The sequence below is a fragment of the Mesorhizobium sp. WSM4844 genome (assembly GCF_055811775.1).
Genome location: NZ_JBVVQB010000017.1, coordinates 51,916 through 66,437, shown reverse-complemented (window position 1 = coordinate 66,437; position 14,522 = coordinate 51,916). Strand labels below are relative to the sequence as shown.

The 14,522-nt window shown below is 60.8% G+C and carries 10 protein-coding genes; 2 read left to right on the top strand and 8 right to left on the bottom strand.

Annotated features, from left to right (window positions below; translation table 11 throughout):
- Position 1: 1 nt before the first annotated feature.
- The 5 genes from AC0L2A_RS16000 to AC0L2A_RS15980 all read right to left on the bottom strand — a co-directional run bounded on the left by AC0L2A_RS16000 (position 2) and on the right by AC0L2A_RS15980 (position 8,139).
- The gene (locus AC0L2A_RS16000; protein ID WP_091594732.1) at positions 2–1,900 is read right to left on the bottom strand and encodes an ABC transporter substrate-binding protein; all 1,899 of its coding nucleotides are present in this window, start codon (positions 1,898–1,900) and stop codon (positions 2–4) included.
- Positions 1,897–3,792, bottom strand: a complete 1,896-nt coding sequence (locus AC0L2A_RS15995) for an ABC transporter ATP-binding protein (protein WP_473609571.1) — start codon at positions 3,790–3,792, stop codon at positions 1,897–1,899. Before AC0L2A_RS15995 ends, AC0L2A_RS16000 begins: the two co-directional genes overlap by 4 nt.
- A gap of 165 nt (positions 3,793–3,957) precedes the next feature.
- Entirely contained in the window at positions 3,958–5,298 is a 1,341-nt protein-coding gene (locus AC0L2A_RS15990) for an adenylate/guanylate cyclase domain-containing protein (protein WP_473609570.1), read from the bottom strand.
- Between the two features lie 206 nt (positions 5,299–5,504).
- Complete coding sequence (locus tag AC0L2A_RS15985) at positions 5,505–6,848, bottom strand: nucleotide sugar dehydrogenase (RefSeq protein ID WP_473609568.1); 1,344 nt, start codon at positions 6,846–6,848, stop codon at positions 5,505–5,507.
- A 112-nt stretch (positions 6,849–6,960) separates the two neighbouring features.
- Complete coding sequence (locus AC0L2A_RS15980; RefSeq protein ID WP_473609567.1) at positions 6,961–8,139, bottom strand: DUF3095 domain-containing protein; 1,179 nt, start codon at positions 8,137–8,139, stop codon at positions 6,961–6,963.
- Between the two features lie 73 nt (positions 8,140–8,212).
- Between AC0L2A_RS15980 and AC0L2A_RS15975 the strand changes: the two genes are divergently transcribed.
- Positions 8,213–9,301 carry a glycosyltransferase family 4 protein gene (locus AC0L2A_RS15975; RefSeq protein WP_473609566.1) on the top strand — a complete coding sequence of 363 codons (1,089 nt, stop codon included), beginning with the start codon at positions 8,213–8,215 and terminating at the stop codon, positions 9,299–9,301.
- Positions 9,298–10,062 carry a polysaccharide deacetylase family protein gene (locus AC0L2A_RS15970; protein ID WP_473609564.1) on the top strand — a complete coding sequence of 255 codons (765 nt, stop codon included), beginning with the start codon at positions 9,298–9,300 and terminating at the stop codon, positions 10,060–10,062. The genes AC0L2A_RS15975 and AC0L2A_RS15970 overlap by 4 nt, the downstream gene beginning before the upstream one ends.
- A 1-nt stretch (position 10,063) precedes the next feature.
- On the opposite strand, the gene AC0L2A_RS15965 is transcribed toward AC0L2A_RS15970, so the two are convergent.
- The 3 genes from AC0L2A_RS15965 to AC0L2A_RS15955 all read right to left on the bottom strand — a co-directional run bounded on the left by AC0L2A_RS15965 (position 10,064) and on the right by AC0L2A_RS15955 (position 14,520).
- Positions 10,064–10,918, bottom strand: a complete 855-nt coding sequence (locus AC0L2A_RS15965) for an MBL fold metallo-hydrolase (RefSeq protein WP_128168946.1) — start codon at positions 10,916–10,918, stop codon at positions 10,064–10,066.
- A gap of 135 nt (positions 10,919–11,053) precedes the next feature.
- Positions 11,054–11,503, bottom strand: coding sequence for a cyclic nucleotide-binding domain-containing protein (locus tag AC0L2A_RS15960; protein ID WP_091594718.1), 450 nt, complete (start codon positions 11,501–11,503; stop codon positions 11,054–11,056).
- Positions 11,504–11,805: 302 nt separating this feature from the next.
- Positions 11,806–14,520 (bottom strand): ABC transporter transmembrane domain-containing protein, encoded by a 2,715-nt coding sequence (locus AC0L2A_RS15955; protein ID WP_473609563.1) that lies wholly within the window; start codon positions 14,518–14,520, stop codon positions 11,806–11,808.
- Between the last annotated feature and the right edge of the window lie 2 nt (positions 14,521–14,522).

The following is a 14,522-nucleotide window of genomic DNA, read 5'->3' as shown; positions in this document are numbered from 1 at the left end:
CTCAGGACTCTCCAAGCCAGAATGTATCCGGCATGTAGACGCCGAAATAGGCGGTCGGGTCGTAGCCGTAGAGCGCCTTGTCAGGCAGATTGCGCAGCCGCGAGGACACCAGAACCGGCTGATGCGTTCCGTTCACGGTGCCGATCGAAAACACCTGATCGGTGTAGATCGACAGCATTGAATTCCAGATTTCGGCGCGCTCCGTGGCTTCGGTCGATGCGTTCCAGCGCTTGAGCAAAGCCATCAGCTCGACCACAGGCGGAAGATCGGGCGCCTCACCGACCTTGCCATGAGACAAGTAGTGAGCACCCCAGAGCGGCCATTGCAGCTGGTCGTCCATAGTTGGGGCCAACTGGTACGGGTTCATGTCGGCGGTCGGCACGCCATTGTCGATGCCCGACCACATCGACATCATGATCTGGCCGCCAAGCGCGCGGCTGCGGAAGATATCGCGCTGCGAAGTCCGGATGAACAGGGCGATCCCGATCTTGCGCCAGTGATCGGTGATGAGTTCGAGCGCGTCGGTTTCCAGCGTGCTTTCGCCGGCCGTTTCCACTATGATCTGCGCAGGGCGTCCATCGGGAAGTATCCGCATGCCTTCATCGTCACGCGTCTGAAGCCCGACCTCGTCGAGCAGGGCATTGGCCTGGTCGGGATCATGGGCGACCCAGGCTTTCGCGAATTCCGGCCGGTAGAGCGGGCTCTCCGGCAGGACCGTATCGGCACTTTCCTGTCCCAGTCCGTAGAACACGGCCAAATTGATCTCGCGCCTATCCACAGCGAGCGAAAGGGCGCGGCGCACGCGAACGTCACGAAGAAGGCCACGCCACACCTGGTCGGCACAATTCAGATTGGGCAGCAGCGCCAGCCGCGAACCCTGTGTGCGTTTCCAGAGATGCATCTTCACCGGGTAGCGCTTCTCCGCATCCTTCAGGAAGGAGTAGTCGGTGAAGTCAATTCCTATGCTTTGCAGGTCGCTCTCGCCCGCACCGGTCTTGGCGGAAATGATCGCCGGCGAGCTGACATTCATGACAATCCGGTCAACATAGGGCATTTGCCGGCCATTCTCGTCTATTCGATGAAAGAACGGGTTGCGCTCGAAGACGAATTGCTCGGCCGGGGGCTTGGTCCGGTTCCGCCATGGATCGAGCGTCGGCAGTTCCGGGTTCTCCGGGCGATACTGCCGCGACATGCGGATATGCAGGAGCGTCCATTTCTTGGCCCGGTTCTCCTTCATCAGGCCGGCGAGCCGAAATGGATCCTGGTATTTCTTGTGGAACTGCTTGAGATAGGTGGCCGGCAGAACCAGCGGTAGCGGCGAAGCAGCAGCAAGCTTGGGCAGGAAGTCGGGATTGGGCGCATCCCAACTATAGCGGACCGTCGACGGATCGACGATCTCGAAGCGTGGCGGCTTGGCGTTCGCCAGCAGGGCAGGGGCAAGCCCGCCTTGCGAAAGCTCATCGTTCAGCCAGACATCTTCCCAGCAATAGCGAAAATCCTCCGGCGTCAGCAGGCTACCGTCAGACCATTTATGGCCTTCCCGAATCTTGAAAGTGAAGACGCGATCATCCGCTACGTCGAAACTTTCGAGAATGTCGGCTTGCAAGTTGAGCTTTTCGTCATAGCCGACCAGGCGAGCATACCCGTAGATCGTCATCATCCGGATATCTTTCTGGCTGCCGATGATCGTGCGCAGCGTGCCGCCATACTGGCCGGGCTGCCGGCCCATCGCGGCGAGGTTCAACGCGCGCGGGCTCTTGGGCAAGCGTTCGGCGAGTGCCGGCAGCGCCTTGGCCTTCAGCTGCGGCTGAAGAAATTCCGGCTCCAGATCGCCGGCGCGCGACGTGCCCGGCAGAAATGCCGAAGCCATAAGTCCAAGGACGGTGCGCCGGCTGATCAATGGCGTAACTCGCTGACATCGGCCGTACGCCGGGCCAGCACGAGGTGGCCGCCGCCAAGGTCGAGCGGCGACAGCATATGCTTGCCGCTCTCGTCGCGGAATTGCGGTCCCCATGCGCTGGGGTCGGAAGCGCCGTCGAGCTTCAGCGTCTTGAAGTCCATCGGCCTGTCGAGATCGGGGAAAGGTACTGCGGTGAGCAGTGAGCGCGTGTAGGGGTGGACCGGTTTCCTAAGCAGAATTTCGCGCGGCGCGAGCTCGACGATACGGCCGCCGCACATCACCGCGATGCGGTCTGCCATGTAGTCCACCACCGCCAGGTTGTGGGATATGAACAGGTAGGTCAGGCCCAGTTCCTTCTGCAGGTCCTTCAGAAGGTTCAGGATCTGCGCCTGGACAGAGACATCGAGTGCCGAAACCGGCTCGTCACAGATCAGGAGTTCAGGCCCCAGCGCCAACGCGCGCGCGATGCCGATACGCTGACGCTGCCCGCCGGAGAAACTGTGCGGATAACGCTTTATGAAGCGCGGATCGAGCCCGATTGCCTGCATCAGGCTCTTGACCGTGGCGAGTCGGGACGCGGCATTGCCACGTTGATGGATCTCCAGCGGCTCGCTCAAGATGTTCTCCACCGTCATGCGAGGTGAAAGCGACGAAACCGGGTCCTGGAAGACCATCTGGATTTTCGCGCGCAGCATGCGCAGGGCGTCTCCCTCGGCTTCCAGGACGTCGATCGGACGATCGCGGCCGTTGAAGATCACAGAGCCGCCGTTTGGTGTGACAGCCCGCATGAGGACCTTGCTGACGGTGGTTTTGCCGGAGCCGCTTTCGCCGACAAGACCCAGACACTCACCCCGCCTGATATCGAAGCTCACGCCGTCGACGGCGCGAACAGAGGTTTGATGATCTCCGCCGAACCATCCGGACTTGCGGATGGTGAAGGTCTTTGTCATATCCCTGACCGACAGCAGGATGTCGTCCGGCCCCTTCGATGCCGGCGCCGTCTGCTTGCCGAGCAGGTTCCCGACATTCACCGGCACCTCGCGGAGCGCCTTTAGCCTTTCGCCAGGCTTCAGGTCGAAATGCGGAACGGCTGCCATCAGGCCCTTCAGGTAAGGGTGGCCTGGCCGGCGGAATATCGCCTCGACAGGTCCCGCTTCCATGATCTCGCCATGGTACATGACCACCACCTCGTCGGCGACATTGGCGACCACGCCAAGGTCGTGCGTGATCAGCAGCATCGCCATGTTCAGCTTGGCCTGAAGCCCGCGCAGCAATTGCAGGATTTGCGCCTGGATGGTGACGTCCAACGCCGTTGTCGGCTCGTCGGCGATCAACAGGGCGGGCCGGCAGATAAGCGCCATGGCGATCATGGCGCGTTGACGCAATCCTCCCGAAAGTTCAAACGGATACATGTCATAGGCGCGCTTGGGGTTGGGAAAGCCGACAAGGTCGAGCATTTCCACGGCCCGCGCCTTGCGCTCCACCCGAGCCATGGGCGTATGAATCTGCAGGGATTCGCTGACCTGATTGCCGACCGTGTGCAGCGGCGACAGTGATGTCATCGGCTCCTGAAAGATCTTGCCGATGCGGCTGCCTCTCAACGCCCGGATTTCGGGTCCGTCACGCGGCATCTGCAGGATATCCTGCGTCGTGCCGGGCTTTTCAGGATCGGAAAACAGGATACGGCCGCGAACATGGGCTGTGTTCGGCAAAATGCCCATCACTGCCTGGCTGAGAACCGATTTTCCGGAACCGGACTCGCCTACAAGCGCAGTGACCTTGCCGGGCAAGACGCGAAGATTTGCACGTCTGACGGCATGCAACGGTCCCCCGATAATGGCAAAAGAGATGCCAACATCCTCGATCCGCAGCAGATCAACACCCGAATTCATTCTCACACCAGCCCCACTCTGGCAGCCCGCCGGGCGGCGGGCCCAGAAAGCGAGACTAACGCATTGGCAGCGCAGAGCAACTTGGATTCGAAATCGGTCGCCAGTTCCCTGGCGGAACCGGCGACCGGACTGCGCACCAAAGGCGTTCGGATCAGATCGTGGCGGTTACTGGAGCTTCCTCGGGTCGGCCGCCGACAGCCGCGCTGCATCGCGATGAAGCAGCATGACCTGCTCGGCGTCGGATATTCGGTCGTGGATCGGCTCCAGCGCACCGTCTTCATCGAGTGCGAGAGCACCCGACAGATCGGGTGAAAGCACCGTCAGCTTCTGTTTGACGCCCGCCAGTTCCTCGTTGCCGAGCGTCAGCCAGCTGTTGGCGCCGCAATAGCCGGCGAAGTCTTTGCTGGCGAGAACGCTGTACGTATATTTCTTGGTCAGGGTCTGGAGGCGCTGGACCTCGTTTACAGCCGAGCCGAAGACAGAGAATGTGAGCCGGTCCGTAAGCCCGACATTGCCGAACATCACATTGCCGACATGCAGGCCAATGCCAAATTTTATGTCGCCCAATCCCTGCTCCTTTCTGCGCTGATTGAGCTCCATCATGCGCGCGGTGGCCTTGTGCGTTGCCGCAAGAGCAGCCTGGCAGGCGATCTCGGACTGCGCACGGTGCCTTTCGCAAGGGTAGACGGCAATAAAGCCATCACCTACGAAACTCATGATCTGCCCGCCTCTGCGATTGAAAGGTGCAGCAATGGCATCGAAAAACTGGTTCAGCGTGTCGATGTAGATTTCGCGGCCGGAAGTTTCGGCAAGCCTTGTCGAGCCGCGCATATCGGCCATGACCAGTGCGGCCCGGATTGTGTCGCCTTCGCCGCGCTTGATCTGGCCGTCCAGCACGCGCCTGCCGGCGTCGCCGCCGAGATAAGTGGTCATCATGTTGTCGGCCAGCTTGGTGAGCACCGCCATCTTCGTTGCGATGGCGAGATGGTTCTGGATGCGAAGCAGCGCTGAAATCATGCTGTCGCTGAAGCCTGAAGCGCTGTCGGTGGACCAGGACCCGATCATGCCCTGACTGGTATTGCCGTTGAAGGGATGGACGAAAGCCATGTAATCGGTCACGCCCATACGCCTGAGGTCATCGAAAACAGGAAATTCCGACGGCACCGATGGGTCGAGCCGGCGCCGCAGATGGTCGAGCTTGTTGCTGAGCAGATGGTAGTATGGGCTGGTCAGGAATCTGTCAGAATGAACACCGTCCTCTTTGCGGAAGCCTTCCACTTCCATGCCCTGGCCGCGAAGCCAGGTGAAGCCAAGCGCGTCATAAAGCGGATGAAGCATCGAAAAGCTCAAATGCACCCGCTTCAGCGGCAGGCCGGCAGCAGCCAGCCGTTCACAAAAGCCCTTTACCAATCTTTCCAGATCGTCGCCCGCCAGCGCCGATTGGGTCAGCCAATCGGCAACCTTATCCATGAGAATGGTGGAAATTTCTCCTTGCGCTGTGCTCATGCTATCTCGAGACCCGTCGAAGACGAGCCATTCTCCATTGATCCGCCATAACACGCTCCGCTAACGACCCCAGAGACAAGACCCCCGAAATCAATGAAGCCGGCTTGGGGCAAAAGCCGGCGAAGGGGCATTATGTGGCGAGGCTGCCGGCGGAGTTCAATCACGATCCTGACATCAGGCAAAAAAACTCGCCAGCCCAGACGCCGTCAGGCCTTCACCACCGTCTCTCGGGCTAGCCCGAGGCGGCCAAAAACATTGCGTGTGTCGACGATCAGAAGAGCGTGATCAGCGATCGCCTGATAGTCGATCGCGTCGTGGTCGGTTGCAATGACGACAGCATCGAAATCCTTCAATGCCGCCTCGGTCAATTCGACCGAGCGCCGCCCCTTGATCGTCATATGCTCCCGTGTGGTCGGGATCTCGGTAACATGCGGATCGTGAAATTCCGCCTTGCCGCCCCATTCCTCGATGAGTTCAATGAGCCGCAACGAGGGGCTTTCGCGGATGTCGGGCACATTCTTCTTGTAGGCGAGCCCGATGATGAGAATGCGCGAGCGGCTGAGCGCCTTGCCGCAGCGCTGGTCCAGCGCCTTCGCCAGTTCATCGACCACATGACGCGGCATGGCCGTGTTGATCTCTGCCGCCAGCTCGATGAAGCGGGTCGGCATTTCGTATTCGCGCGCCTTCCACGTCAGGTAGAACGGATCGATCGGAACGCAGTGCCCGCCAAGTCCGGGGCCAGGATAAAAGGGCATGTAGCCGAAGGGCTTGCTCTTTGCCGCCTCGATCACCTCCCAGATATCGATGCCCATCGCACCGAGCACGACCTTCAACTCGTTGACCAGGGCTATGTTGACCGAGCGGAAGATGTTTTCCGTCAGCTTGACCGCCTCGGCGGTCGCCGTGGTGGAAACCGGAACGACGGTCTTGACCACGCCCTGGTAGAAAGCCTGCACGAGTATCGCCGCTTCAATGCCGTCGCCTGCCACGACCTTGGGGATCGTCGCGACTTCAAAGCTGCGGTTGCCGGGATCCTCGCGTTCGGGCGAGAAACCGAGGAAGAAGTCTATATTCGACTGCAAACCGGTCTCTTCCAGTATCGGCTTGATCACGTCGTCGGTGGTGCCGGGATAGGTAGTCGATTCCAGCACGATCAGCTGGCCGAGACGCAAATGCTTCGCGACGGTGCCTGCCGTGTTCCTGACAAAGGAGAGGTCCGGCTCACGGTTTTTCGTCAGCGGTGTCGGAACGCAGATGATGATGACATCGCAGACGGCCAGTTCGGCAAAATCCGCAGTGCCGCGGAACCGTCCGCTTGCCACCTGGCCGGCAAGGGCCGTCGACGTCACCGCCTCAATGTAGGATTGGCCGTTGTTCAGGCTCTCGACCTTCTGGGCTTCGATGTCGAAGCCGGAAACCGGGAAGCCGGCGCGTGCGATCGCAACTGCCAGCGGCAACCCGACATAGCCCAGCCCGATCACACCGACTTGCGCGGTGCGCGTCGAAATCAGGGTCAGAAGACGGTCATATGTCGATCGTGAGGCGTCCAAAAATCTGCTTTCCGTCAATTCGGACAGGCCGTCCGCGCGCCCATGGCGAGGCTCACCTGGTCCCCAAGAACCCCGAGGCATATTGCGGAAAATCGATTTCCGCAAGCTGCCGTCAGACCGGCACCTTCGCCTTCAGGCTTGCGGCGGCCATCGCATAGCCGCCGGCGGCGCCATCGATGAAATGAACGTGATCGCGCTGCAGCGGCGAGGCGACGAGGCATGTCATCAAGGCCGATTTCTGGCGGTGCAGGCCATAGTTGCAGATGCCCGCCTCTTCCGCCTGTTTCAGCCGGTTCTCGATCCGTTGCAACACATCCGCGTCGACGTCGATAGTCATCTTCAAGCCGTCGTCGAACTTCCGGAAATCCGAATTGCTGGCCACGTCGCGTTTGTAGATCTTCGGATCGAAGCTGCCGATCGTCCAGCCATATCTATCGGTGACAGCCGTCAGCGTCAGCTGGAACAATATCCACAGCTTCGACAGCCACCGCCATCCTGCCGGCGCCATGGCCCGCGCCTCGATATCGAGGCCGGCGGGCGAAAAACTGTAGGCCGGACCGTTCACCGGCAACGGGTGGCCATCGCGTTCCTGCCCCCCGGCAAGGGCGATGATGTCGGAAGCCAAAGACTGAAAACCGCGCAAGTCGCGCGACGGCCCCGGGATGGCTATGATCGAGACGATTTCGCCGTGCCGGGCGTCGATCGGGTTCCAGCGGCAGGAGAGGCCGGTAAGATCCGGCCGTGTGCCGGCTGGCGCAGGATCGATGCGGTAGCGCCCCGCTTTCATCTCGGCTTCCGCCCAACTGCCGCCACCGCCCGCGAACATGGCATAGAAGACCGCTTCGGAGGCCCGGAACCTCGCCACGCGAACGTCGAGGCCTTGCGCTCTTATATCCTCGATCGGCACGATTGCGGCACGCAAGGTCAGGTCCAGTTCGTCCGCCACCCATCTCTGGACAGCGGCCAGCGCGTTGCGGGTGATCTCCAGAGCCGAGCCGGGAAACGCCACGAGCGCGCCGTCGCCGCCGAAGACAAAGGGAAGATCTCGCCGACCCAGCGCATTGAGCAGCGCCGAGATAACGCTGGCGCCGGCCATATTGACGGTTTTATAGCGCCCAGCGTCGATCGCCTTGGTCGAGCCGACGATGTCGGCGGTGGCCAGCGCCCAGCCATCCGGGAGGGGCCGATAGTTATCGATATCGGCAACGCTTTCGAACCTTGCGAAGACCGGCAAAGAAGCGACAAACGGATCGGACGCTGCAGCTGTTTCCATGAGCATCAGATACCACATTCCACTGCTAGAAAGTGAGTCGACCATGCTTCCAAATTGACTTGCGCAGGCTTTCCGATGATAGGGTCCGACGATGCGAATTGCCTTCTACGCGCCGCTGAAGTCGCCCAATCATCCCGTTGCCTCCGGCGACCGCCAGATGGCACGGACGCTGGTCAAGGCGCTGGAGCATGCAGGGCATAGCGTCGAACTGGCATCCGAATTGCGCTTCTATCTACGCGAACCGGTTCCGAAAAGTTTCGATGCGCTCAAGATCGAAGCCCGAGAGGAAGCCGCGCGGTTAAAAATGCTTTGGGATCGTGACGGCAAGCCCGATCTCTGGTTCTGCTATCATCCCTATTACAAGGCGCCCGACCTGATCGGACCCGAGCTCGCGTCGGCCTTTGCTATCCCCTGTGTGACAGCGGAAGCCTCCTATTCGAGGCGGCGCAACGCCGGTTTGTGGGCCGACACGCAGGCGTTGGTGGCGCGAGCCGTCGAACAGGCAGCGCTGAACATCTGCTTCACGCAAAGGGATCGTCAGGGACTGGCAGATGCGATTCCCGACGCCGCTCTCGGTCTGCTTTCGCCCTTCATCGACACATCGGTATTCGGGGAAATGCCGGCACGGGGTTGTCCGACGCGCCTCGTTACCGTCGCCATGATGCGCCCGGGCGACAAAGTCGAAAGCTATCGCATGCTGGCGCAGGCGCTCGGTCCGATCGGCCACCTGCCCTGGACCATGTCGGTCGTCGGGGATGGGCCTGCCCGTGACGAGGTCAAAGCGCAATTCGCCGACTTGCCCGCCGACCGTATCGTATGGCTTGGCGCGATTGAGCCGGCCGCCGTGCCGGATGTCCTCTACAGTGGGGGAATTTACGTCTGGCCGGGTTACGGCGAGGCCTATGGCGTTGCCTATCTTGAAGCACAGGCCGCCGGCCTTCCGGTGGTGGCTCAGGACATCGCCGGCGTGCCGGAGGTCGTGCGGGATGGCCAGACCGGGTTTCTCACCCCGCCGGGCGATGTGGCGGCGTTCGCTTCTGCCATTGAAAGGCTTCTCACCCGTAACGACGAAAGAACCATCATGGCCGCGGAAGCCAGACGTTTCATCCTCGAAGAACGCTCCCTCGGTGTTGCAGCGGGGCGTCTGGCCGAACTTCTTGCGAAGATCTCGGTTTCATGACATCCGATCGGATCTGGCAGCCCTTGGTGGAAGAACTGGCGTGCCGGCAACGGGCGGACCGTAAGGCAGAGTTCTGGCTGCGTGACGATGACGCCGTGGATCCGACGCCTGCGCTCGATCGGCTGCTCGACCTCACCGGTGAATTCGCGGTTCCGGTCACTCTGGCCGTCATTCCGGCCCTGACTGACGAGAAGCTTGTCGTCCGGCTTGACGAGGCGCCGCATGCCGCGGTCGCCATCCATGGCTGGGCGCACCGAAATCATGCGCCCGAGGACCAGAAAAAGCAGGAGCTCGGCGCGCATCGGCCACGCGAGGCGGTGCTCGATGATCTGGCTCGCGGGCTGTCGCACGTAACCGGCCTGCACGGCGCACGTGCCGTTCCGATGCTGGTGCCACCCTGGAACAGGATCGACGCCGGCTTGGTACCCAACCTTCGATCGATAGGATTTGCGGCATTGTCGGTCTATGGGCCGCCGAAGCCGGCTCCACTGGCGGTCATCAACAGCAATGTCGACATCATGGATTGGCATGGCACGCGCGGCTGCCGAGATCATGGCCTATTGGTTCAGGCTATCATCGCGCAATTGCAGCGTGAAATCGGCGGCGGCGAACCGGTCGGCCTGCTCACCCACCATCTCGTACATGATGAATCGGCCTGGCTGTTCCTCGAACGGCTGTTCACAGTCACCGCACAGACTGAAGCCTGCGCATGGCTTCCGATCGGGACATTGATCGGGCGCAGCGCCAGTAGAGGAAAATAGCTCAGCGCTTTTTGTGCAACGAGCCCGGAAATTCGAGCGTCTGGCCATCCCGAGCGGCAAAAGCGCCGGCAAACCTGTCTTTGGCCAGTTGCTCGATTTCGTCCAGTTGCTCGTCGGTGCGTGTCGGATCGTGGTGAAACAGCGCAAGCCGCCGCGCACCGGCCGCCTCACAGAGCTTGACGCCCTGTTGCCACGTCGAGTGCCCGTTACCGCGGCGGCGTTTCATTTCCTGGTCGGTGTAGGTGCAATCGTAAATGACGAGGTCGGCATCTTCGATCAGGGCGAGCACCGCCTGATCGAGTTTGTCCGGCTCGTGCTCAGTGTCTGTGATCACCGCCACGACCCGGCCGCCCCATTCGACCCGGTAGCCTATGCAGCCGCCCGGATGGATAAGACTGCCGGTTCGGACCACCACCCCTTCGCGCGGGCGAAGCACGTCTCCGGATACGAAATCGCGGCAGTCGAGGCTTGCCTTGCAGATCTCCAGTTTCACCGGAAACCACGGCGGCCGCATGAACTCATCGACCATCTGCCGGGTCGTCATACGTCCTGCAAGATGCCCGGACCAAAGCGTAAGCTTGACGCTCCGGTCATAGATCGGCGCAAAAAACGGCAGCCCGATGATGTGATCGTAATGGCAATGGGTGAAAAACAGGTCGAAATCGGTCACGCCTGACGCCCGAAGTGCGGCGCCGGCAGGCCGTAGGCCAGAGCCCGCGTCGAATAGAAGCGTATGTTTACCGCATCGCATCTCAATGCAGCTCGTGTTGCCGCCATAGCGAGAGAATTCTGGCCCTGATACCGGAGTGCTGCCGCGCACGCCCCAAAACCTGACCAGGAAAACTTCGTAGTCCATGCTACCCCTTCCCAGTCCCCGTCGCCCATCGTAGCCAAACAACTGCTGCTAGGCGAGACAGGTTTTCTCCGGGGTGACCTTCTCAGCAAGAGGCCAGTGCCATCGCGACGGCGAGGATCGAGCGCACGTCATCCGTTATTTGGTGCTTCGTGCGTCGATCAGATCCGCGGTCGTATGGCTTAGGCGATCGGCAAGAACCCGCAATATCTCGATGGTCATTTCCGGGAACTCCCTCATAAGCCTCAGGAAATGATCCTTGCGGATCCTCAAGACTTCCAGCGGACTTGCCGCTCTGACGGTGGCGGTGCGAGAGCTGTTGCACAATATGGCGATCTCGCCAACAATCGAATTTGGCTCCAGTTCGGCAACTTTTATCGGTCCGCTGTCGGAATCGACCAGAATATCCGCCCTGCCTGAAAGGATGACGTAGGCGGCGTCTCCCTCGTCGCCCTGCCGGAAAAGGATCTGGCCGGCGCTGTAGCTCACACGATCGGATGTGAACGCAAGCAGCTTGAGCTTTGTCGGGTCGATGGCAGAGAACAAGGGAACGCGTTGCAGCATTGCAACTTCATCCTTGAGCAGCATTGTCGCAAACCTTCCCAAAATTCGCGTTTGCCAGACTAGAGCAATGGACGCCCAGATGGAATGAATTCTGTTTCCGGGATGGCGAGACGAACCGCGCGAAAGGTGGCGAGCCCGATGTCGTGCGATCGGGCGATGCCACCTGGCAATGGCGTCCGCCAACCGGAAACTCGAAGAGCCGGATGAATCTGCGGCAAACCGTTCGGGTTTCGGCGGGAAGTGGCCTCGCTACGCCCGTCGGCGAATCCCTTGACCTTGCAGTAAATTCCCACCGGCAGAATGATCCCATCTGAATGTCCGCTGCTCTATGACAACAGTCCCTTGAATGTACCGTTCCCTGCCAAAAGTGTCTCGGGTGTTCCGTCTTCCACCAATTTACCCGAATCGAAGACGATAACGCGATCGAACATCATCGCCATCGCCGGGTTCGTCACGACCCACACAATTGCCGGCGAATGGCCGTCGCGCCTGGCTTCCTCGAGCACGTTCCGCAGCACCTTGTCCTGCATGCGCTGGTCGAGCGCCGACAGCGGCCGGTTGAGAATGAGAAAATCAGGACGCTTGAGCAGGGCCCGGGCAACATCGAGTTTCTGTCGCTGCCCGCTGGTCAGCCGCCTGCCGCTGGAGCCGACGTTGAAGTCCAGGCCGACATCCAGAAGTTCGGCATAAAGCCCAAGTTCGTCAAGAATGTCATAGACGATGGAGCGTATGCGATCCGGCGCGTCGGGATGGTTGTTGCCCACACGCCCGAACAGGACATTATCCATGACGGTGGCCGCGGCAATGTATTTGGCGGGATCATACCGTTCGATGGCATTCTGCAGCTCGGGCGGCAGGTTCTCATGGAACAGGTTGCGTGCAGCGACGATCTTGCTCATCAGTTCGTCGCTCAGCAGGCCGAAGCGGTGCCGGGGCTCGATATAGGCAAAGCTCAAGGTGACGATCATGGCGCGGTCGCTCTCCGAAACCGCCTCGTGGGGACGGTTCTTGAGCCGTTGCAGCAAGGTTTCGTAGGTGGGTATCTCCTCGGCGCTCATGAAGGCAAGTTGCTGGAAGAACGGGTGATCGGGCGGCAGGTCGGCAAACAGCTCGATCGCCTGTTCGGCGATCTCCATGCCCATTTCGTAGAGCGTGCGGTCGAGGCCGGCTTGCCTCAGGACAGAAGCAAAATAGGGATTGGCCGCCAGAGCCCTGTCGGCCAGTTCGGGGCCGGCGGCAGCGCCGAAGAGCAGGTTTTGGCCGATCGTTGCTTCCTTGTTGTAGGCGCCCGGTTCGAAAGGAACCACCAGTCCGCTCAGCCCTTCGTGTTCCAGCCGGGTTCGCAGCGCCGCACGCAGTTCGACGATCCGCCGGGCAAGCTCGCTGTGACGCGTGAGATCGGCCGAAGAGCGCAAGCCAAGATCCAGGATATCGCGCGATAGAACAACCGCGTCGAGTACCCGGCGCACGGCTTCAAAGAGGTCGTGCGGGCCGGTAGCGCCGGCGGAAACATAGTTGATCCAGTCGCTGTGGATATCAAGATCCGGATTGCCCGACAGGCGCGCCTCATGCATGTTCCAGCGGTGCTGGTCTGCCGCAGCATCGTCATAAGGCACCGATGTCAGCGGCGCATGCTTCAGCCCGTAGAGCAGGTTATCGCGCAGGCTTGCCTGGAACAGGAAAACATCCGACGAGGCATAGGACATGCGCCGGCCGGTCACTGCTTCGGGGAGTTCAAGCAAGTCGTCGGCGCCCGAAGCGACCCTTCCGCTGTCGGGCCAGTTCAGCCTTGCGAAGGCTTCTGCAAGCGCCTCGGCTCCACCCGTTGCGGTACTGAGCAGCGCCACCGTCTCACCCGGCTTGATCTTGAGGGAGACACGGTCGAGGAGCATTGCACCGCCATCATCTGCTATCGACAGACCGATCGCCGACAGGGGCTTGGTCATCGGATCGGGATCGTCGATCGTCAATGCCCCGATCCTCGGCGCAATGAGCCGATCGACGGTGAATTGTTCAACGACCTGCTGATATTTGACCTGGACATCCTGCCGCGCCTGATCCCAGTCGATCAGTTCCTTCATCGGTCCGGGCAGGTCCTTGTAGGCGCCGATCACGGCCACGAGCTGACCGACGTCCAGCCGCCCCTGGATGACCAGATACCCGCCGATCATGTAAAACAGAAAGGGCGTGAGCTGCGCGAGAAAATTGTTCAGAAACTTCACCATGAATTTCCATTGGTAAAGATCGAAGCGGATCTTGAAGATGAGCCCGAGCCGGGCAGCTATGTCGGCGCGCTCGTAGTTTGATGTGTCGTGGACGTGAACCGCGCCGATGCCGTCGACGATTTCGCCAACCCGGCCCGAAAGCGCGCGCGCCGTCAACTGCCGTTCGCGCCCGAGCACGATCAGCCGCCGCCGCATTCGCGGGATGAGCACGATCTGGACCGCCACGATCCCGGCCGCGATCATTCCGAGCCAGAAATTCTGGACCACGATGAACAGCATGGCCGTCAGCGCCTGGCCGCCGAGCAGCACCGGCTGCACGAAGGCATCGCCGATGAAGCCGCCCAGCGGCTCCACCTCGTCCTTCACCATGGTCGCCACTTCGGCGGATTTCACCCGCTTGAAGTAAAACGGCGGAAACCGCAGCACACGATCGACCAGATCGAAGCGGATACGCCGCAGCATGCGTTCGCCGAGGCGGCCCTTGTAGGTGTTGATATAGAATTTGAACAGGCCGTTGATGACGACCAGCAAGAGGAACACAAGGCTCAGCGCAAACAGCGTCGCCACGCGGTCGAGCTGAAAACCGGAGAAGAACTGGACCTCTCCGATGAACGGCAGGTTATAGTGCAGCCTCATGAATGGCTGGGTCGCGCCCGGTTGCTCGAACCCGCTACCTTGGATCGGGCCGTTGATGATCAGCTTCGGCAGGTCGAAGGACATGAAATACGGGATCATCGAAAGCACGACGATCATCAATATCCAGAGCTGCTGCTTCTTGGTGTGCGTCCAGATATAGCGGGCTAGGCTGGGTTCCATAT